The sequence below is a fragment of the Paenibacillus wenxiniae genome (assembly GCF_039822605.1).
GTDB lineage: Bacteria > Bacillota > Bacilli > Paenibacillales > Paenibacillaceae > Saccharibacillus > Saccharibacillus wenxiniae.
The window spans coordinates 86,130-107,373 of sequence record NZ_JBCGUH010000002.1; the positions used below are offsets into that span (position 1 = coordinate 86,130).

The 21,244-nt window shown below is 45.2% G+C and carries 18 protein-coding genes and 1 riboswitch; of the genes, 15 read left to right on the forward strand and 3 right to left on the reverse strand.

What is annotated here, in order from left to right; genetic code table 11:
• The first annotated feature begins 86 nt into the window (after window positions 1-86).
• Both rpsN and AAHF22_RS03640 read left to right on the forward strand, forming a co-directional pair.
• Complete coding sequence (rpsN, locus tag AAHF22_RS03635) at window positions 87-356, forward strand: 30S ribosomal protein S14 (RefSeq protein WP_347323610.1); 270 nt, start codon at window positions 87-89, stop codon at window positions 354-356.
• A 328-nt stretch (window positions 357-684) separates the two neighbouring features.
• Window positions 685-2,418 (forward strand): carboxylesterase family protein, encoded by a 1,734-nt coding sequence (locus AAHF22_RS03640; RefSeq protein WP_347323611.1) that lies wholly within the window; start codon window positions 685-687, stop codon window positions 2,416-2,418.
• A 258-nt stretch (window positions 2,419-2,676) separates the two neighbouring features.
• On the opposite strand, the gene AAHF22_RS03645 is transcribed toward AAHF22_RS03640, so the two are convergent.
• On the reverse strand, window positions 2,677-3,132 hold the full coding sequence (locus AAHF22_RS03645; RefSeq protein WP_347323612.1) for a hypothetical protein: 456 nt from the start codon (window positions 3,130-3,132) through the stop codon (window positions 2,677-2,679).
• A 364-nt stretch (window positions 3,133-3,496) separates the two neighbouring features.
• Here AAHF22_RS03645 and AAHF22_RS03650 point away from each other — a divergent pair, with 364 nt between their 5' ends.
• The 4 genes from AAHF22_RS03650 to AAHF22_RS03665 all read left to right on the forward strand — a co-directional run bounded on the left by AAHF22_RS03650 (window position 3,497) and on the right by AAHF22_RS03665 (window position 6,603).
• Window positions 3,497-3,865 carry an SH3 domain-containing protein gene (locus AAHF22_RS03650; RefSeq protein ID WP_347323613.1) on the forward strand — a complete coding sequence of 123 codons (369 nt, stop codon included), beginning with the start codon at window positions 3,497-3,499 and terminating at the stop codon, window positions 3,863-3,865.
• 216 nt (window positions 3,866-4,081) lie between these two features.
• On the forward strand, window positions 4,082-4,942 hold the full coding sequence (locus tag AAHF22_RS03655) for a CHAD domain-containing protein (protein WP_347323614.1): 861 nt from the start codon (window positions 4,082-4,084) through the stop codon (window positions 4,940-4,942).
• A 96-nt stretch (window positions 4,943-5,038) separates the two neighbouring features.
• Window positions 5,039-5,881 carry a PPK2 family polyphosphate kinase gene (locus AAHF22_RS03660; RefSeq protein ID WP_347323615.1) on the forward strand — a complete coding sequence of 281 codons (843 nt, stop codon included), beginning with the start codon at window positions 5,039-5,041 and terminating at the stop codon, window positions 5,879-5,881.
• Between the two features lie 245 nt (window positions 5,882-6,126).
• Window positions 6,127-6,603 carry an NUDIX hydrolase gene (locus tag AAHF22_RS03665; protein ID WP_347323616.1) on the forward strand — a complete coding sequence of 159 codons (477 nt, stop codon included), beginning with the start codon at window positions 6,127-6,129 and terminating at the stop codon, window positions 6,601-6,603.
• A gap of 304 nt (window positions 6,604-6,907) precedes the next feature.
• Here AAHF22_RS03665 and ymzB read toward each other — a convergent pair whose 3' ends face one another.
• Window positions 6,908-7,249: a protein YmzB gene (gene ymzB, locus AAHF22_RS03670; RefSeq protein ID WP_347323617.1), complete on the reverse strand. Its 342-nt coding sequence runs from the start codon at window positions 7,247-7,249 to the stop codon at window positions 6,908-6,910.
• 662 nt (window positions 7,250-7,911) lie between these two features.
• On the opposite strand from ymzB, the gene AAHF22_RS03675 reads away from it, so the two are divergent.
• The 3 genes from AAHF22_RS03675 (at window position 7,912) to AAHF22_RS03685 (ending at window position 12,715) form a co-directional block, all read left to right on the forward strand.
• A complete protein-coding gene (locus AAHF22_RS03675) occupies window positions 7,912-8,301 on the forward strand; it encodes a hypothetical protein (protein ID WP_347323618.1) in 390 nt (129 codons plus the stop codon).
• Between the two features lie 1,679 nt (window positions 8,302-9,980).
• Window positions 9,981-10,080: riboswitch (purine riboswitch) on the forward strand.
• Window positions 10,081-10,264: 184 nt separating this feature from the next.
• On the forward strand, window positions 10,265-11,728 hold the full coding sequence (locus AAHF22_RS03680; RefSeq protein ID WP_347323619.1) for an NAD(P)/FAD-dependent oxidoreductase: 1,464 nt from the start codon (window positions 10,265-10,267) through the stop codon (window positions 11,726-11,728).
• Between the two features lie 348 nt (window positions 11,729-12,076).
• Window positions 12,077-12,715: an NAD(P)-dependent oxidoreductase gene (locus AAHF22_RS03685; protein WP_347323620.1), complete on the forward strand. Its 639-nt coding sequence runs from the start codon at window positions 12,077-12,079 to the stop codon at window positions 12,713-12,715.
• A 110-nt stretch (window positions 12,716-12,825) separates the two neighbouring features.
• On the opposite strand, the gene AAHF22_RS03690 is transcribed toward AAHF22_RS03685, so the two are convergent.
• A complete protein-coding gene (locus AAHF22_RS03690; protein ID WP_347323621.1) occupies window positions 12,826-13,701 on the reverse strand; it encodes an alpha/beta hydrolase family protein in 876 nt (291 codons plus the stop codon).
• A 608-nt stretch (window positions 13,702-14,309) separates the two neighbouring features.
• Between AAHF22_RS03690 and pxpB the strand changes: the two genes are divergently transcribed.
• From pxpB to AAHF22_RS03720, 6 genes are all read left to right on the forward strand, one after another.
• Window positions 14,310-15,158 (forward strand): 5-oxoprolinase subunit PxpB, encoded by an 849-nt coding sequence (gene pxpB, locus AAHF22_RS03695; protein ID WP_347323622.1) that lies wholly within the window; start codon window positions 14,310-14,312, stop codon window positions 15,156-15,158.
• A gap of 5 nt (window positions 15,159-15,163) precedes the next feature.
• Window positions 15,164-16,582, forward strand: coding sequence for a 5-oxoprolinase subunit C family protein (locus AAHF22_RS03700; protein ID WP_347323623.1), 1,419 nt, complete (start codon window positions 15,164-15,166; stop codon window positions 16,580-16,582).
• Between the two features lie 271 nt (window positions 16,583-16,853).
• Window positions 16,854-17,609 carry a LamB/YcsF family protein gene (locus AAHF22_RS03705; RefSeq protein WP_347324093.1) on the forward strand — a complete coding sequence of 252 codons (756 nt, stop codon included), beginning with the start codon at window positions 16,854-16,856 and terminating at the stop codon, window positions 17,607-17,609.
• Between the two features lie 42 nt (window positions 17,610-17,651).
• Complete coding sequence (locus AAHF22_RS03710) at window positions 17,652-17,819, forward strand: GNAT family N-acetyltransferase (RefSeq protein WP_347323624.1); 168 nt, start codon at window positions 17,652-17,654, stop codon at window positions 17,817-17,819.
• A gap of 614 nt (window positions 17,820-18,433) precedes the next feature.
• Window positions 18,434-19,816 carry a glycoside hydrolase family 32 protein gene (locus tag AAHF22_RS03715; RefSeq protein WP_347323625.1) on the forward strand — a complete coding sequence of 461 codons (1,383 nt, stop codon included), beginning with the start codon at window positions 18,434-18,436 and terminating at the stop codon, window positions 19,814-19,816.
• Window positions 19,817-21,235 carry a sucrose-specific PTS transporter subunit IIBC gene (locus AAHF22_RS03720; RefSeq protein ID WP_347323626.1) on the forward strand — a complete coding sequence of 473 codons (1,419 nt, stop codon included), beginning with the start codon at window positions 19,817-19,819 and terminating at the stop codon, window positions 21,233-21,235. It begins immediately after the preceding gene.
• Window positions 21,236-21,244: the final 9 nt, after the last annotated feature.

The window sequence follows — 21,244 nt, forward strand, 5'->3', positions numbered from 1 at the left end:
AACCTTGCATCCTATCACAATATGCTCTATACTTTATTAATAGTAATTATTACGATTAAAATGATAAAGAAATGGAGTGTTTATTTTTGGCTAAAAAATCAAAAGTAGTTCGCCAACGCCAGCGCGAGGCATTGGTTGCCAAATATGCGGAAAAACGTCGTCAGTTAAAAGAGGCAGGAGATTACGAAGCGCTGAGCAAGTTGCCACGTGATTCTTCACCGACTCGTTTACACAATCGTTGTCAGGTAACAGGACGTCCGCACGGATATTTGAGCAAATTCAAAGTATCTCGGATCGTATTCCGTGAACTGGCCTATCAAGGACAAATTCCTGGTGTGAAAAAGGCAAGCTGGTAAGTACAAGTCAGTCATCTGTACACATAATCCAACCTAAACGGTCTGCTATCGGTAAAAGGATAGCAGATCGTTTTCATCATTTCATATTGAAAGCGCTTCAAAAAATGCTATAATGAATAGCAAATGATGGATTGTTACCGGAACTCCGGGCGAAACCTGATTTGGCAAACGTCTGTACCTGTGTGTACATACGGTTGTCGGATCAGGTTTTTTGTTTGTCCGCAGGACTACAGCGTATTACTGCGTTCGCTTACATAGCTGTCGTCTGCATAACAATCTTCATTCGATGATAAGCCCAACATGCATGAACACGAGAGGTGGAGGTATAATGAGTACAACGAACAAACGGTATATGGCGGCAATAATGACATGGCTACTGTTGCTATGTACATGGGGTACGAATAATGTAGCGGCAGCAACAAGTAGCGAGATAGGAAGTGAACAGATGACCTATACGTATCAGGCAAGTCTCGTCCAACCGACATCACAGGCGATCGTAAACGGTGTAAAGGCAAAATCTGCTAACACGTGGACATGGCTCGGCGTGCCTTATGCCAAACCGCCAGTCGGTGAGTTACGCTGGCGTGCGCCACAAGCACCTGAACCGACACCAGCGCAAACGATCGCTGCGACGCAATTGCCGCAAGTCTGTACGCAGTTAGCGAACGGCAAAGTAATAGGTAGCGAAGATTGTCTGTATTTAAATATTTATCGTCCAGCAACTGCGGATACTGCGCTGCCTGTGCTTGTCTTTTTGCATGGAGGTGGCAATGTAACGGGAAGTGGCGGTTCATTGGATGCGAGTAAACTGGCTGAGCAGACCGATTCCGTCATCGTTACAGTTAACTATCGGCTGGGCTTGCTTGGCTGGATGCGTTCGGCGGCACTGCAAACGGGCAATGCTGCCGAAGATTCCGGCAATTTTGCCCTGCTGGATCAAATTCAGGCGCTAAAATGGGTGCAGCAGCATATCGCCAGCATTGGCGGCAATGCAGCCAATGTTACACTTGGCGGACAATCAGCAGGTGCACGTGACGTGCTGGCATTAACTATTTCTCCACTGGCAAAAGGGCTATTTGCTAAGGCGATGCCACTAAGTGGAGGAATGACCACATCCACACCATCAGAAGGAGAAGCGTATGATAGCCAAAAGCTAGCTGATGTGCTGGTGAAAGCTGGCATCGTGCAGACGGCAGAAGAAGGGGTTCGTTATTTGAAAGAAACCGATCCAGCTCAATTACAGCAGACACTGCGTAGCCTGGACAGTCGCTTGCTGGTCGAAGCGGTTGGAACGGTCATGATCCGTATGTCTGAATTTCCGCATCTGTTCACAGACGGTACAGTATTGCCAGAGCAGGGCTTTAATGTCGTCGATCATGGGCAGTACAATCGTGTACCGATGTTAATCGGCAGTATGCAGCATGAGTTCAACGCGTTTGCGGCGTTTGATCCGACATTTACGACCAGCTTCATGAACAACACATGGGAGCCAGCGTTGCAAAAGCAGTTCTGGCAAGCGACTACGTATGGAAGCGAGCTGTATTCTTCCTTTAACGCGGATCAGGTAGCAGCGAAGTATAGTAAAGATCCACAGGCGAAAAATATGTATGCGTACCGTTTTGCATGGGGATTGGATGGAGTAAGTGTAAAAGCACCGGCGAAATATGTAGCCGCTACGCATGGCGTAGATCTGGACTTTTTGACCGGCGCTTTTGATAAAAGTGCATTTGCAGCTCTGTTTAAAGATCAATTTTATACAGCTGCAAATGAAAAAGGTCGTCTGGCACTGGCTGATCGCTATCGTGACTATGTGTCTAACTTCCTGCATGGACGTTCCATCCAGTCTGGTGGTTTGCCATCATGGAGCACATGGCAGCAATCCGGTAAGCTGATGAGACTGGATGCTTCTGTATCGACCGTGCGCACCACGATGATTCCAGGTAGACCGGACGTTAATGTATTGAAAAAACAGATTGTCACTTCACTTACACCGCAAGCGAAAGCAGTCGTATGGGATAACGTGCTGAATGGACGGTTTTTCTTTGATCCACAGTATCAATAACAGGCTGATTTATTTTGAAATCAAGAAGGGAAGGAAAAGCGATTTTGAAGTATAGCAGGAACAGTCTATGTGCTCGCTTACATGAATAGCATGATGCGTATGAGGCTGTATCATTGCGCAGACTTATAACCGATGGAGTAGAAGCACGATGTATGTTAGCTAAAATAAAGTAGCCGCCGCTAATCGGATCTAGTCCGTTTGGCGGCGGCTGTTCGTCTATGTTGGAATGAATACGTCTGCTATACGTATGTTGCTATACTATTGCAATGAAGATGATTTGCTCGCAGACGGATCGACTTTGCGAATCGCTTTATAATATTTATTTTTGTGACTCACGATAATGCAGTCGCGTGTACTGCGATTACGGAATTTGTAGATCGGTGTGTCTACATTAAGCACATTACTATCGCCATTTTTATAAGAGGTGTCGATGAGTGAATTGTCATCATCCACCCCATCAAAGCTGCTAATATTACGTTCAATCTTGCCCAGCTTCGGTCCCACTTTAACTGTATTTACCGCCGGGTCCATCATAATCCGATACGTGCTATTACGAAAATGCACGATGGGATACTCCCATGAAGAGCTGGAGACGATCTGGCTGGTATTGTCCTGAGCAGACGGATTAACCGCATCGATCACATCTTCAGCGTATGACGTGGCAGGGCCCGCCACCAGAGACGCAATAATCGGTGCAAACAGATACGCTTTCATGATTGTTCCTTCATACTCCTTTCGTTCAGCGAATGCCAGCTGATCACGGATAAGCCACATGCTATGTTATATCATAATACAAAGTAAGTATATTTTTCAAAGCATACCGGGTTGCTTTGCTGTTCACTGTGTTTATAATCGAGTCTTGTTCTAGTTTGTAAGCATGCGGTGTAAGGAAGAGTAAGATACGAGCTTGCATCACTTCGTTGATCGTATTGTACCGATAGAGCAAGCTTTATGTCTAGCAGATCGAACTATTCGGATTATATACTATATTTAAAGGAGAGCGGTAAGGAAAATAAGCGAATTTCGACTGAAATCTGCTGAATTTCGGCAAATTCATGTAAAAAGGAGGAAAATAGCATTGAAATCATATATCGTTGTCCAAGCTCATAGCAGTAATTACCCGAATCCGATTCATTTGCGCCAGGGAGAACGTATCCAAATTGGTCACAAATACGAAGGACCGGAGCAATGGAATGACTGGTATTTTTGCAAAAATGAAGCGGGTATCGCAGGCTGGGTGCCCCGGCAAGTATTTACGCGGGATGCACCTAATGATGCAGAAGGGGTGGTGATCGAGGAATACAATGCTTTTGAAATGGACGCTGTGCCTGGTGACCGAGTAACCGCGCTACGTGAGCTAAACGGCTGGATCTGGTGTAGACGTGAAGCAGATGACACACAGGGCTGGTTACCGCTGGATCATTTACAATTGTTGTTGAATGAATAGGAAGAATAGCAGTGTTCCATCAATGATTTGTTTGATGATGGTGCAGCTTGCTGGAGCAGCGGTTAAGAGTACATATGGGATGAATAAACGAACATCGATTTTGCTGCTTTTCTCCACTATAATGGATAAAACGGGCATCTGCTAGTTTTTACTTTTATACGTGCATGCAATTCCTTCATTCAGTAACGATCCAGTATGAACATAGGAGTGATAGTCATGGCACCAACAACAAGTTTGCATAAAGACAGGTCCAAGCAATGGCATGATGTGCTAAGTGAATTGTACGCTAAGTTTCAACAGCATGGACAGCAGGCAGTCGATACATTCCATGACGAAGATGTGCATCAGGCGAGAGTAAATTGCCGTAAACTAATGACCTTATTGCGCATTCTGGACCCTAATGATGAGACCGAGCTGCTGCCATTATTCAAAAAAGCACAAAAACGTCTCGGCAAAGTGCGCGACGAAGACGTGCTCATCGATGCGTTCAAAGAGCGGCGCAAACAGGCTAAAGAGCAGGAACAAGATCAACTCGCTAAATTGTTAAAAGCGGTTATTAAAGAGCAAAAAGAACATCGTCGGCTGTACCGTAAAAAGCTCGTTAGCAAGCTGCCCCCATTACAGGGCAAAAAGCTGCATAAGAAATGGAAGCCTTTTTTAGAGGAACAATTGCCTGCGCTGGTCGCTGCTTCCGATGTGAACCGATTAATGCGAGAACTGGAAATCTCCTATGAGCAGAAAAAAAAGCATTATCGGCAGATCGCCAAAGCACAGGGACTGGAAGCAGAAGAGACACTGACTGCGCTGCATAAAGTGCGTATCGCTGCGAAAGAGCTGCGCTACACAGCCGAAGCGGCAGGCTTTGCCTTGAATGCCAAGTTTCGCGAGCATGAACAACTATACAAAAAAATTCAAAAAGAACTCGGTCATATTAATGATCGTCATGTATGGATCGAAGCGCTGGAAGAACTGGAGCCGAAGCGTGTCAAATTTGACGCCAGTGTACGAGATGAATTTGTCGGCGAGTTACGCCGGGAGATGAATACTGCCATTCATGAAAATGAGCGAGTGATATAGAACGATTGATATAGAATAAGCTACACATGCGGGTAATATGTAGATACTAACATTCCAGTCCTACTAGCTATCATTCTACTAAAAGGAGCGATTCTCATGTCCAAGCACAAAAACTGGGTTCTTGCAGCAGGCGATTCGATTCATTTGAAAGAGATCGATCCGAAGGACACGGGCAAGTATAAAAATAAGGCAGATGCCGAGCAGGAGAAGATAGAATTGTCGGCGGTGTTCGAGGATTTGCAGCCGAAGCTGTTTGCCAGTAAAAAGCATGCGGTGCTATTCGTATTTCAGGGCATGGATTGCAGCGGCAAAGACGGCGTCATTAACAAAGTGTTTAGCATTTCAAATCCTGCCGGTGTGAACACGTATAGCTTTAAGGCGCCAACACAGGAGGAGCTGAGTCATGACTATCTATGGCGCGCACATCAGCATGTGCCATCCTACGGCTATATCGCTACCTTTAACCGTTCTTATTATGAAGATGTGCTCATTACGCGTGTGCACGGTCAGGTGAGCGATGAGCAGGCACACGCACGCTTCCGACAAATTAATGATTTTGAACGGATGCTGGAGGAAAATGGCGTGCGTATCGTTAAAATATTTCTGCATATTTCCAAACGCTTCCAGTTGGAAAAACTCATTGACCGCATCGAAAAGCCGCATAAAAACTGGAAGTTTGATGAAAGCGATCTGCATGAACGTCAATACTGGGATCAATATCAAGCGTATTACGAGGATCTGTTCAAGCATTGCGCAACCGAAAAGCATCCCTGGCATATCGTACCTGCGGATCATCGCTGGTATCGCGATCTGGCAGTATTGCAAATTGTGACCGAAACGCTGGAAGAGATGGGATTATCGTATCCTGATCCGATTCCAGCACTCCAAGACCATTTGCCAGATATGTATGCGGAGCTGGAGAAGATGAAGAAGAAATAATACTTGTAAAGTAAAACCTGCATCAGGGGCGGCACCGTTATGGAGTCGTCCCTGCCATATTGTGGAACACCAATCGATCGGATTGTCGATATGGAGCAATGTGGTGATGTATCCGGGCTGAAGCTGCACGCATGTACATAAGGAAGTACAAACACATAGGTGAGCGTAGAGGTGGAAGTAGAAATAGAAGTAGATTCGATGCAGAAAAAATGTAAAAAAAAGTGAATATCGAAGGGAGCATGAGTATGTTTGCCAAATGGATCAATCGTATTCCGCGTGACTGGCTTGTCTGGATGTATAAGCATATGTCACTGAATCGTTTTAAAAATTGGATCGTTCGACGTAGCCAGCAATCCTTCCTCGTTGCAGTGCTTGGTGTATTTACGAATGATAAAGGCGAGGTGCTTTTGCTTCGCCATTCCTACCGAGAGCAAGAACCGTGGGGCATTCCGGGCGGCTGGATGGAGCAGGAGCAACCGGAAGAAGGGCTGTTGCGCGAAGTGAAGGAGGAAACCGGACTGGATGTACAGATCGAGCGTCTGGAGCGCGCTATTCGCCGTAGCGATCCGAACTGTGTAGATTTGATTTTCAAAGGCACGGTGCAGGAAGGCACCTTTTTACCAAGTAGTGAGATTAGCGAAATGATGTATTGTAAAGTGGGCGAATGGCCTGCTGGCCTGCCACGCTCGCAGCAGTTGATTATTAGCGCTATTTTGGGATAGTGTCTATAACAGGTACTCAACATGAGGACGGTATGAATGAATACAAACAGCAGATGTAAAGTTGAAATCAATCTCCGTCAAGCTGCTAGAACCAAACCTACATTAGAATCGGAACCGCGTCCAAGTTAGAATGACAATTTAAAAAGACCACCTATGATATGAGCCATATACCTTCTCCTATGCATGAACTCACCTTACGTAGAAAGTAGTGATGTTCATATAGCATGGGGATGGATACTTCATATAATAGATGGTCGCTTGCTTACGTTTATGATGTACAGCCTATCATTTACATCAGTACGATTTATTTGGCAGATAACTTGTAGGTGGCGCGCTCTGTATTTAGATGTACATGTTCATTATTCATTTCATCAATACGCAAATCATGAGTAATGATCTCATACATATCACCAGGTACAGGTACGCTTTCGCCTTCAGCATTTTGCGTGCGACCTTCGCCGCGTAGCAAAAGGGCGCTTTCCAAATAATCATCCACCTCATTATCCTGGCTACGCTCGTCGATACTGGACAGCGTAAAGTGGACGATATCGGTGTCATCCAGCTCCTGCTTTTCAATGATAAGGGTCGTTCCAATGTAACGATTCAGCCATTCTTGCACCTGTTTAATATCGTTTTGTTCTGTCATTATGATCAGTCCTTTGTTATAAAGTAATGGCATATTTTAGGGGAGCAACTTCATATGAAGCTTGATCGATGCTATGCCCTCTAGCTACCTTTTACCCGATCGCTTGCTTTCATAATCGGAACCAGGTCGTACATCTGTAGAAGCCATCCATTTGTGGGTCTTTTACCGCATTTACAGTTTCGGTTGACTCGTTCATAATTTTGTATGCAAGACAGCTTGCAAGGGAAATATGGAAATGACGTTTAAGCGCATAACGCACATCGCCATATCGTTCCATTTAAGTGGTTTTTTGCTTGTTTTCTGCAATTGTTCTTCGGCAAGAATGATTGTAAACAAACGCGCGGTAACTGGGGAGTTGTGGAAGAGAGTCCGGAATACGGATAAGCTGGATGATAGACTTGGTGCTTTCAGCACATTGTCTTTTGGCAAAACTGCGGCTTCTTACGCATTTATGCCAGAATGTGATTCACTTGTGAATCGTTGCGGTATATTCGATAGACTTCAATATTCTTCCCCATAGACCTGCTTGTACTTTGCCTGATGGCATGCTGACATTGGCACGGAACAGGTAGATTACTTCTTTAAGCCATAGAAGTCCAAAATCACTGCTCATATATACAGACAGAGCATCTCCGGGTAGCCGGAGCATAGGAGGAATATGGATGAATAGCAATCATGGTGGGAATGTCCATCAACGTGCGTACTCTATCGTTGCGCTGCATATGATGGAATGGAACCCAATGAAGTTACGGGAATGGTGTCTGCCTGATGAATATAATATTGAGATTGAACATATTATCAATGTATTGCCGCATGTCCATTCGTCCGACGAACTGGGCCAGCAGCTATATTGGATCATGCAAAAATATTTCGGAGCTTATGCCAAATGTACAGATCGCGAATGCTACGATGTAGCTGAGCGCATGTATGCCGATCTGCAAGCCGTCCCCCAACAGGCACGCCCGCTTGCCTCTTTTCACGTATGCGAAGACCGCATCATCTTCGGCATCCGAGAAGGCAGTCTATATCGCCGTTCCAACACTTCTGACTAATGAATATAATAAATACATTTACAGTAGATCATGCAGTCCTTCACGGGGCTGCATTTTTGCTATGCTCGGATGAAAAGAAAATGTACCCTCGTAATGATTAAATTCGGAATGATCTAGCTCAGAATGATTAGGCTAGGAATGATCAACTTTTGGATGATCAAAGAAAAACAGCTAAGGTATTCAGATGGGCGCGTTTTTAAATATAATTTGTATTAGTTGGATGGGAGATTTACATGGGATGAAGTTGCTTCTACCACTCCAGTCAGAGAACATGCCAACGACCTCCGGTTAAGCCGTGATACTCCGAATGGGAAGAAAGCAGTCGTATCCCGGCTTAAAGGTCGGTCTTATGGCATCGTTCTCTGTCTTCCGTTCAGCAGGTGGAAGGACTTTTGGCGTTTTTAAAACATGGAGACCTTCTTGCAAATTTCTTGAAGGTTTTTAAAGTTTCTTGAAGCTTATTAGATTGCTTGGATCTTCGCAGCTCTTATTAGCTCTTGATAAGCCTTTGTAGACTGTAGACCTACTTAGGTTTTTTGGACTTTCTGAGACCTTATATACGCTGCTACTCCATAATTTTATTGAAATTGCGATGTGCTCCATTCGATCTTGAGGTGAATATAATAATCTAAAGCGTAAATGCATAACGTACACCTATTTGTGCAAAGCATGATGAATTTCTGTAATGTTGCATTTATGGCATTGCTGCAAACAGCGGATTAATTTTCTAAATAAAAGAAAAAGTGATTCTATAAATCGAAAAATTCACCTGGTACATAACGGTAGTCATTTAGCTAAAATGTTACTTATTAAGGATACTTTTTACTTCACTAACTATGAAATCTGAAGTAGAAACAAACTATGCCTGGTCGAAATGGCGGATTGCGGACTATAGTAGCATTTAGCATATATCTAGTACAAGATGTATTTGCAAAACCTTGCAAACTATAGCATAAGCTATGTTCCAGAGATCACAATCGGGTGTATCTGTATCTGTATCTGTATCTGTATCTGTATCTGTATCTGAGGCATTTATAAGAAAATTGATTCCTATGACAACGTAGATTCAAAAACGGTCATGAACGCAAACGTGTTTACATATGTTGCGACTAGCACGGAACGGAGGGAAGGAAATAAGGGAAAAGGACGACCTTTGAGCACGGGAATCTACATTCTCTCCCAATTCATAGATTCCTGTGCGAGACCGGAGTCCGTTCCCTTATTCCTTACCGGAAGTGGTGTAATTCTCAGCATGACAGTTTCAGGCAAACTCCAATCCTCAAGTAGTTCCCATACTTACAAATAACCTCCACATGCTGAACACTCATCCAGCATATTCAATCCCTATACAACAAGCATAATACCCAGATGGTAACCATTACTAGCATCATCATCTTACTAGATTGCTTTCACAACAATGGCTCATTTTCCGAATATTACTGAAAAGCTTAAAAAATTCATATTTACGATACATTTTCATCTTATACATTGCAAAAGTTCGTGAAATTACATAATCAGCTCAGATTTATGATTGTATAAGCATCATTAATCATAAAAAAACGAACATTAATTTATTTTAACTATTGACCATTCGTGTATTATTCGTTAATATACGATATGTAGCTCGCTGTTAACTAGTGTGAGCGGTACGCTATTCCGACGATAAGCGTATATTGAATAGTATAAATAATATTAATATTCGTATATCCTCGAAAATAAGGTTCGGGGGTCTCTACAAGGAACCGCAAATTCCTGGCTACGGATAGGATGCTTTAGCATACCTGTTCGCTGGCCGGGGATTTTTTTGTTGTCTTGTCGATCGAGGTTCTGTTTTGTCATGCCCGAACTGGCCGTTTTGGAGCAGGATGGATGTACAGAAGACGTGGGTCACTCGGATAGGTTGCCGCCAGTAAGCAGAAGCATGCAACTAAAATGAATGAACACAGGTGGGGGATACGATACTATGAATAAGTATGATTGCATCGTTGTAGGAGCAGGACCAGCAGGAATTTTCGCTTGTTATGAATTGACACGGATTGCGCCGGATTGGAAAGTATTGTTGATTGATAAAGGTCATAATATTTACAATCGGAATTGTCCGATCATGCAGGAGAAGATTCAATTTTGTCCACCGCCAGCAGGTAAAAAAGACTTTGCTGGCTGCTTGCCTGCATGTTCCGTAACCGCCGGATTTGGTGGAGCAGGTGCCTACAGTGATGGCAAATTTAATATTACGACTGAATTTGGTGGCTGGTTAACCGATTATTTGCCGGGTTCGCGCGTTGAAGATCTGATTCGCTATGTGGATAGCATCAATCTGGAGCATGGTGCGACAGAGAGCATTACCGATCCAACGACCGATGTGATTCGCGATATCGAGCAACGCGGCTATGCGTCCGGGCTGAAGCTGCTGCGCGCTGAGGTGCGCCATCTGGGAACCGAGCAAAATCTGGAGATTCTAAAATCGATCTATGAATACCTGAACACTCGCATTGATATGGTATACAAAGCTGAAGTGGAAGATATTATTACTGTCAAAGAAGACGGTAAGCACCGTATTACCGGCATCGTGACGAAAAAAGGCGAAACTTACGAATCCAACAATGTGATGATCGCACCGGGACGTGATGGCTCGGCATGGCTGACCGATATTTTGAAAAAACGTCGTCTGAAAATGTACAACAACCAGGTAGACGTAGGGGTGCGTGTGGAAACGTCCGATGTGGTCATGCAAGAAATTAACAAGCATCTGTATGAAGGCAAATTCATTTTTAATACGTCGGTTGGTACACGGGTACGTACATTTTGCAGCAATCCGTCCGGTCACGTTGTGGTGGAAAATCATAGTGGCGTGATGGCAGCCAATGGTCATTCGTTTAAAGACCCGGCGCTCGGTTCGCGTAATACGAACTTTGCCCTGCTCGTATCGCATAAATTTACAGAACCATTCGACAAACCGAACGAATATGCACGTGAAATTTGCCGTCGTGCCAATGATCTGTCGAGTGGCGGCGTGATCGTGCAGAAGTTTGGTGATATTTTACGTGGACGTCGTTCGACGGCAGACCGTATTAAAGAAGGCTTTTTGGAGCCGACATTGAAAGAAGCGGTACCGGGTGACCTCGGCTTAGTATTGCCATACAATACGATGAAAAGTCTGGTTGAAATGGTGCATGCACTGGAAGGTGTCACACCAGGTATCGCCTCGGAGCATACGTTATTCTACGGTGTGGAAGCGAAATTTTATTCCGCTCGTCCCAAGCTGAGTGAAAATCTCGAAACTGAAATCGATGGCTTGTACTGTGGCGGTGACGGCGCAGGCGTAACACGCGGTCTTGCTCAAGCGGGCGCTGCTGGCGTCTGGATCGCACGCAGCATGCACACACGCAAAGGCAGCAGCAGCCGTGTGCCGGCAACAGTAGTATAATATATACAGCCATCCAGCAAACCGACCCATCCATAAGCATACGAAACCGGCTTTTCTATATCGGAAAGTCGGTTTTTTTATGATCTGATTTCTTATGAACGTGATCGGGTATAATCAAACGAGTATCCAATCAGCTGTGAAAGTTGACACCGTATTCATCTATCGCCTATAGTTTGATTAAAACTTACTTTTCGTAAGCTTTTACAACGATTATAAACGATCATAAACGATGATGAACGAATCCCAATTCGAGCTGAACGCGCGGGTGCTTGTACAACCTCCGCTAGGATCTTGGGTGTGCGTATTTTGGCATCAGTAAGATGAATCGACGAATGGAGAGGGCACGCTATGAAAATGATTATTTTCGGAGCTACGGGGAAAACAGGCCGCGAGTTAGTGCTACAGGGGCTGGAGCAAGGGCATGAAATTACCGCTTTTGTACGGAATCCGGATAAGCTAAACATGGAGCATCCACTATTGCATATCGTGCAGGGGGATGTGACAAGTTATGATGAGGTGAATGCAGCACTGGCGGCGAAGCATTATGATGCTGTCTTTTCCGCACTTGGTGCCAAAAGCCCGTTTCAGCGTGATCTTCGTCTGGTGGAGGCTGTTCGTCATATTACACATGCTGCGGCAGCGCAGCAGGCTGGTAAAATTGTGCATATTTCCTTTATTGGCACGAGAAAAGATGCCGGAAAGCTGGGGCTATTATATCGCTGGATCACGCCGCTGCTGATGAGAAACCTGCTAGCCGATCACCGGGATAAAGAGCAAATCATCTCGTCCGGTGCCGCTAACTGGGTGCTTGTACAACCTCCGCTATTGACGAATGGAGAGCGTACCGGCAGCTATTATTATGAAACAACGATTCGTCAGCTTCCTTCTAGTAAACTCAAACTTTCCAGAGCGAATCTAGCTGAATTTATGCTCAAGCTGGCACAGCAATCGGAGCAAGATCGTAAGGCGGTTATGGTCAGTGAATAAACAAAAAGCTGCAATGAATGTAATGAACCGTTCTGTTGAATCAACAGGAGCGTATCATACGATCATTGCAGCTCTTTTTGTAGCCATATTTTATAGCCATACTATACCATTTAAGCGGGGCCTTGTAGCCAGTCGAACATACGTGCAATCGCCTGCTTATGCACGTCTTCTGGCATATGATGCCCATAATGCTCGTACCAGTGCACAGCAAATGGCTTATGCAATTGCTCCAGTCGTTCGCGCATGAGCTTGCCGTGTCCTGGATCGACCTGCTGATCCTGTTCGCCATGAATGATAAGCACAGGACAGGCTAACTGTGGTGCCAGCGCTACAGGTGATCTCGCTTCATAGCGCTCTGGATATTTGCCTGTGGAGCCGCCAATGACACGTTTTAGCATACGGCGCAGATCGATTCGTTCCTCATACGTGAGTGCCAGATCAGCTACACCACCCCAGAGCACCAGGCGATAAATGCCATTTTCGCCATCTTGATTGTCTAGTTCACGCTGCTTCCATGTTGCAGCCGCCAGTGTCGCATTGACAGAGCCTCGTGAAAAGCCCATCAGGCTCATACGGGACGCATGTACAAAGGATAGCGTACTAAGCCAGTCCAGAGCAGACTGCACATCCTGTGCATCCGCACCGCCAAACTGATCCCAGCCTTCGCCGCCCTCGGCACCACGATAACAGGGAGCAAAGACGAGCTGACCATGCTGCGCAAATCGTTCTAACCATGTCGCACGTACGCTACCGACTCGCCCAATTCCACCTCGACAATACACCAATACAGCTAAACGCTGTCGCTGCACATCCTCATGGGGATGATGCAGTGGACAGGCAATTTCTTCGACCTCCAGATCGGTTCGATCATAAAATTGATGCAGTGAAAGCTGGAGTGTTTCTTTATCGATACTCATACCATAGGGCAGAGCTAGATAACCTTTCACTTTATACGTATCCGATATATAACTGACACGATAAATCATGCCATCCTCTCCCATCTTGCCGAAGCACATGCTGTCTTTCGTATTATTCCATACATAAACATCATCGTCGACCGCCAAACGTGAATGACTCGTTTGGAAACTTTATGAGAGGCACGATGAAATAGTCTATGCCATACTTTATGAATCGTTTTATAAATGTGATATGAATTGTTTTATGAAAGACTTTATGAAAACTTTATGCAAGAATTGTGGACATCATTATAATCATTCTTAATACCAGAACTATGTGTGGTAGTAAATATACGATGTACATGATGCACAATAAACGGTATATGAAACCGGATATAGATCATCATTCGACAGGGATACGGACAATCGGTAAAATGGAACAATTAACGAGAATATAGACGTATGATATAGACAGATACAGACATGAACACAGATAAAGATATAAAGACAGTAATGCCCATGCTACTAGGGCATGTATGTAAACTGCTTGTGTATAGTTTTTAGAAAAGAGGGATGGTCAAACATGAACTCGAACTAGCACCACAGGTAAAATAATTTCATCCTGTACCGTATACATAAGCAATTTGGTATATAAAACGGTTCCTTTATTTAAATAAAATAAACATGGAGGCATACAGATGGTGCAGAAAAACTGGCGTATGGAGCCGCTTGGTGATGCTGTGGTATTGATCGAATTTGGTCGTGAAATCGGGCTGGAGGTGTTGGCTGATGTGCAGCAAGCATTACGTATTTTTGAACAGGAACCGATTGCAGGCATTATAGAATATGTACCCTCGTATACTACGCTGGCAGTATATTATGAGATAGAGCAATGGGCAAATAGCAGACAACTATCCGTTACGCCCTATCAAGCAGTTTGTACAGCGCTGGATCAGCGTTTAACAGCTGGATTTCAGCTGTCATCCGACTCACAGCCATCAGCACAGCAACTCATTCGCATTCCTGTATGTTATGGCGGCGAATATGGACCGGATCTGGATGAAGTGGCTACTTATCATGGCTTGTCTCCAGCAGACGTTGTCCGTATACATAGCAGTGCGTCCTATACGATCTATGCGCTTGGTTTTGCACCGGGCTTTCCGTATCTGGGTGGAATGCCGGAATCGATAGCTATTCCTCGCCATGATACGCCGCGCGTGCACATACCGGCTGGCTCGGTTGGGATTGCGGGCATGCAGACCGGTATTTATCCACTCGATACACCTGGCGGCTGGCAATTGATCGGGCGAACGCCACTACGTCTGTTTCGACCGGAGCAAGAGCCGCCGGTTCTGTTGGAAAGTGGCGGAGCGGTGCAATTTTATCCGATTACGCCTGACGAGTATGAACAATGGCGCTTACAAGAAGAATCGGTTATTTCATCGTCTGCTAAAATAATGCAGCCAGATACGTTATTGGCGACAGAACATGGTGACCAGAGACAAGTGAATCATGAGCTGGATACAGAACCGGGAAAAGGGGAATGAGCCAGATGAGCATACAGATCGAAAAGCCAGGTATGTTATCGACAATTCAAGACAGAGGCAGAACAGGTTATGGACGCTATGGTATCAGTCCCAATGGAGCGATGGACACACTTGCTCATACGCTGGCAAACTGGCTTGTCGGCAATGACGAATCAGAAGCTACACTGGAAATTACATGGTCTGGATTTGCCGCTCATATGATGAAAGATGGTTGGATTGCTGTAACAGGTGGTAATTTGGAGCCTATGCTAGATGATACGCCACTTCCGATGTGGAGACCGGTTTACGTCAGCAAAGGTAGCCGGATTGCCTTTCGCAAAGTGAGTACAGGTTGCCGTGCCTATATTGCTATTGCAGGCGGCTGGTGGGTAGAGCCGGTGCTAGGCAGCTACAGTACCTATTTGCGAGCAGGTATAGGTGGACTAGCAGGTCGTGCTTTGCAAGCAGGCGATCGTCTGTATAGTCGTTTGGATGAGAATACGAAACAGGATACGAACGTAACCGGATTACGTCGAGCTGATGAGAACATCACACATGGACTTTATCCAGAAATACATCAATTTGATAAGGAATCGGCTACCCTTCCACTACATGATGTTACTAGAGTAGTAGCGATCAACAGAGCTATGGATGAGCCATTGCTGTCACACGACTCTATATCTGAATACGCTCCATTAACTGCTTCTGAAAACGTAGTTTTTGTAGAAACTACGCCGATATCGGGACGAGAACTAGAACAGGAATCAGAATTAGAATTAGAAAAAGAATCAAAATTAGAGCCGAAATTAAAACCCGAATTTGCATCAGAGTCAAAGCAAGAGTCAGTGCCAGCATCAGTTCCAGAACTAAAGCTAGAACGAAAACCAAAGCCAGAACCAGAACCAGAACCAGAACCAGAACCAGAACCAAGATCAAAGCCAAAGCCTGTACGTTGGATGGTAAGTTATCATATCCTACCACGCTATACCAATGAAGTGACGATTCGTATCATAGCGGGCAGACAATGGGAAGACTTTACGGAATCGTCTCAAAAGCAGTTTTTAACGCAGGCGTATCGTGTTACACCGCAATCGGATCGCATGGGTTACCGTTTGTCCGGTGAACCGCTGCAATTGAAGCAAGCGATATCCTATTTATCTGAGGCGGTCACAGAGGGAACGATACAGGTTCCGACAGATGGACAGCCGATTATGTTAATGGCTGATCGGCAAACGCTTGGCGGCTATGCCAAAATAGCTCAGGTGATCCGCCTTGATCTGCCGCTGTTAGCACAGCTTGCACCAGGAGCAGTCGTGCGTTTTCGATGGATCGAACTGGAAGAAGCACAGCGGCTTTATGTGGAATGGACGTATGAATTAAAGCTACTGCGTCGCATGATTGAGCTGCGACTTCAAGCGCTAGGTTTGCCAATTCAAAACGATTAATGATCGGAGGGAACGGTATGGGTCTGCATGCTTTTACATAGAAATATGATATGGACGACGACGTTTATGCAATAATTTTAATAAATGAATGGATCAACGCTGTCATAAATGACTTTATAAACGATATGACTTTATAAACGGTGTATGTATGACCTTATAAATGAACTCATACGCAACTGTATACAAACCTTCATCAATAACTTCATAGATGACCCTATACATGTATACCATTATTGAAGCAAGCCAGAGCCGAAAGGATGTGGATGGACAAATGATTTCGATCGATATCAATTGTGATATGGGAGAAGGGTTTGGTATTTATGAGCTGGGGCATGACGAAGAGCTGCTTGCCGAGGTGACTTCAGCCAATATTGCGTGTGGCTTTCACGCTGGTGATCCTTCTGTTATGCGTAAAACAGTACAGTCTGCGCTTCGACATGGGGTTGCGATTGGTGCTCATCCAGGCTTCGCTGATCTGGCTGGGTTTGGACGGCGGAAGCTGCAATTGTCACCAGCTGAGGTACAGGATTTGATCACGTATCAGATTGGTGCACTGCAAGCTTTTGTACAGCAGGAAGGTGGCATATTGCATCATGTAAAGCCGCATGGTGCGCTGTACAATATGGCAGCGGTATCTGCGCCGCTGGCGGAGGCGATTGCAGGTGCGATTGCGGATCTGGATCGGTCGCTTATTTTGTACGGATTGTCTGGCAGTGAGCTTGTTCGCGCCGGTCATGCAGCAGGTCTGAAAGTAGCAAGCGAGGTGTTTGCTGACCGTACCTATCAGGCAGATGGTACATTAACTCCGCGAACTCGTGCGGATGCACTTTTACATGATGCCAGTCAAGCTGCTGCGCAAATCATCCATCTCTTGAATACAGGTACAGTACGCGCGACTGACGGTACGATCGTTACCATCGAAGCCGATACGGTCTGTATTCACGGCGACGGTGTTCATGCTGTAGATTTTGCGCGTGAGCTAAAGCGATGTTTATTAAGCGAAGGGATCGCGCTGGCAGCGATCTGATCCAAGCAGGGGATTCCATGTTATAGACGGGTTTATACACGTTTGCCACAATGCAATCGAATAGAAGCTAAAGTTCTACCTGCACATATTAATTCGATCAAGCTGCTGCAAAAGCTGCATGTTGTGTTTGAAAATACACTGCGCGAGTACGACGAGAACAATCGGCAATTTAACAATTTGCATATGTATGCGCGATTAAAGGCAAATTAATACGACTTTAAGCAGTAAGCAAGCGAGCAAGAAAGCAAGCAGTATAGTTGATATGTGATGTTTAGCTTAAATGTTATGATCTTATCCGCTCCTATCGAGTTTAGTTTATAGGTTGCAATAAGTCACTCTTTATGGAGAGTGACTTATTGTCATGTAAGCACTCCAATTATCGTTACGTTCATAACATGTAGCATCTACTATTCCATTAACTACTGAATTGGCTTCCGAAATGAACTTCAAGTTTGATTTGCACAGTGTATTCTTCTATATCGTATTTTTCTAGCAGTGTTCCTCTTATGTTGATGCACTATGCTGCATTTATGCAAACTCGTATGTATGTAAGCAGCACAGACCGGAGTCCGTCCCCTTATTCCTTCACGGAGTGGTGTCTGCCCTAACAAAAAAAGTTTGCGTACACCCCTCAGATAAAATATCAAATTCGATTCAACGAACATACCAGCATTTGGCAACTGGATCATATACATTTAAACGTTTACAGGAAAAGCTTGAAGTAGTCATTTTTTTGCCGTTTTCAAGTGCAAATAATTGAGTATTCGATCGGGCTAGCATTACCCTATAATAACGTTACATCACGAAATGAAAGGGTATACAAAATGAACAATTACAGATTGGATTACCATATTGCACCGATTTCCGGATTTATGAATGATCCGAATGGACTGGTGCAATTTAAAGGGAAATATCATGTGTTTTATCAATGGCTGGATCGGATTCAGGCACAAGGGCCGAAAAGCTGGGGACATGTCGTTTCCACCGATCTGGTGCACTGGGAACATTACGAATGTGCACTCCACCCGGATCAATGGTATGACAAAGACGGATGCTATTCCGGTAGTGCTATTGTGCATGGAGATACGCTGTACCTTTTTTATACCGGCAATGTGCGCACGGAATCCGGTGAGCGCGAAACGTATCAGTGTTTGGCGACATCTACGGATGGAGAGCAATTTACGAAGCATGGTCCGGTCATTTATCTGCCAGAAGGGTATACAGCGCATTTCCGTGATCCCAAAGTATGGAAAGATACAACTGCGCAGCAGTGGTGGATGGTCATTGGCGCTCAGACGGAGCAACTGACTGGTAATGTAGCGCTGTATCGATCAGATGATCTGTGGAATTGGACGTATGAGGGCAATATGCTGTCTGATGATCGCAACTGGGGCTATATGTGTGAATGCCCGGACCTTGTTACCGTGGCAGAGCAGCAGTATATGATTGTCAGCCGGCAGGAAAAGATCGAACAGGATGGTCGGGAGCTGGATCAATGTATTCCGTACTATTTTGCCGGACAAATGCAGTCGGATGCTCAATTCCTGCTCTATTCGGGACAGGAACAGCAATTGGATGAAGGCTGGGATTATTATGCACCGCAGTCATTTGTAGATGAGCAGGGAAGAGTGCTTTCCTTTGCCTGGATGGGTGGCGGCGAGATCGATTACCAGATGTCACAACCGACTGTAGCGGATGGCTGGCTGCATGCGCTAACGATTCCGCGTCAGCTAATCGCTGGAACACAGGGTCTAAAGCAGCGTCCGGTTACTGAATTGCAGCAGTTACGCCAAAATGAGCGTGCTTACAATCTCGTGTCGGCAGGCAGCGATGAAGTTAGCGAAGCGGTATGGACTGTCACTTCTCATGTACAGGAAATGCTACTTGAGTTTGATAATGTTCGCCATTGGCAGTTGTTGTTGCTGGATCGTGTACAGCTGCATTATTCCGCCGAGAGCGGGCAAGTCGTACTGAAACGGCGCAGCTGGTGGACAGGGCAATGGGATGAACGTGTGATTGCGCTACCGGATCGTTTAGAGCGGCTGCATCTATTTATAGATCGCTCGTCGGTAGAACTGTTTATCAATGATGGCGAAAAAACAGCTACGATGCGCGTGTTTTTCGATGCGGCAGCCGACACGATTCGTTTATCCGGTTGTGCAAATGTAAGTGGTAAGGTGTGGGAGTTATCGAAGGGGGAATTGTAAGTGTCCAAAAATTATAAACAAATTGCCAGCGAGATTGTAGAGGCGCTTGGCGGCGATGAAAATATTATTTCGGTGGCGCATTGTGCGACCCGGCTGCGCGTCATTGTGAAAGATCGTGAAATTATTAAAGACTCAGAGGTGACCGATATCGATCTGGTCAAAGGGTCTTTCTTCACATCGGGTCAGTATCAGGTCATTCTTGGAACCGGTATCGTAAACAAAGTATACGAGGAAGTGCTGGCACTCGGATTGTCCGGTAGCAGCAAGAACGAACAGGCAGAAGCCGCGTCCAAATACGGAGACAACTGGTTCAAACGTATGATTCGCATCTTTGGTGATGTGTTTGTACCGATTATTCCGGTACTCGTTGCGACCGGTTTGTTCATGGGTGTACGTGGTCTAATTATGCAGGAGCAGGTGCTGGCTCTGTTCGGAGCTACACCATCGACGGTATCGCCCGATTTCCTGCTGCTTACTCAAATTTTGACCGATACGGCATTTGCCTTTTTACCTGTACTTGTCTGTTGGTCGGCTGTTAAAAACTTTGGTGGTTCGCCGGTACTGGGGATTATTCTTGGATTGATGTTGGTCCATCCAGCTTTACCGGTGTCATGGGATGTCGCTCAACATAAGGCAGATCCGTTATACTTCTTCGGTTTTATTAAAGTGGCCGGTTATCAAGGCTCCGTATTGCCTGCCTTTATCGCAGGTTTGTGTCTGGCTAAGATCGAGAAATGGCTGCGCAAACGCGTACCAAATGCACTTGATCTGATTTTGACACCGTTTCTAACTTTGTTAATTATGGTCGTGCTGTCCCTTATGGTAATCGGGCCGATATTCCACCAAGTGGAAATCTGGCTGCTGGCAGCGGTTAACTTCCTATTAGGATTGCCTAGCGGATTGGGCGGACTAATCTATGGTGGTATTAACCAGATTATCGTTGTCACGGGCGTGCATCATGCGCTCAATCTAATCGAAATTCAGATGCTAGCAGAAACAGGCTGGAATACGGTCAATCCGATCAGTTCAGCGTCGATTATTGCGCAAGCAGGGGCAGCACTGGCTGTAGCGGTGAAAACCAGCTCGCCTAAAACGAAATCACTTGCTTATCCTTCGGCAGTATCCGCCATGCTTGGCATTACAGAGCCAGCTATTTTTGGGGTTAATCTACGATTTGTGAAGCCGTTCATTATGGGCTTGATCGGTGGTGCAGTAGGCGGCTTCCTGTCTTCGTTATTCGGTTTGAAAGCAACCGGGATGTCCATTACGGCGATTCCAGGTACATTACTTTATATGAATGATCAGTTGCCGTGGTACTTGCTAGTCAATGTAATTTCGATGGCAACGGCGTTTTTGCTCACTTATTTCTTTGGCTATTCGGACAAGATGAAAGAAGCGCTAGAAGCGAAAAAGGGCTAATATACAACG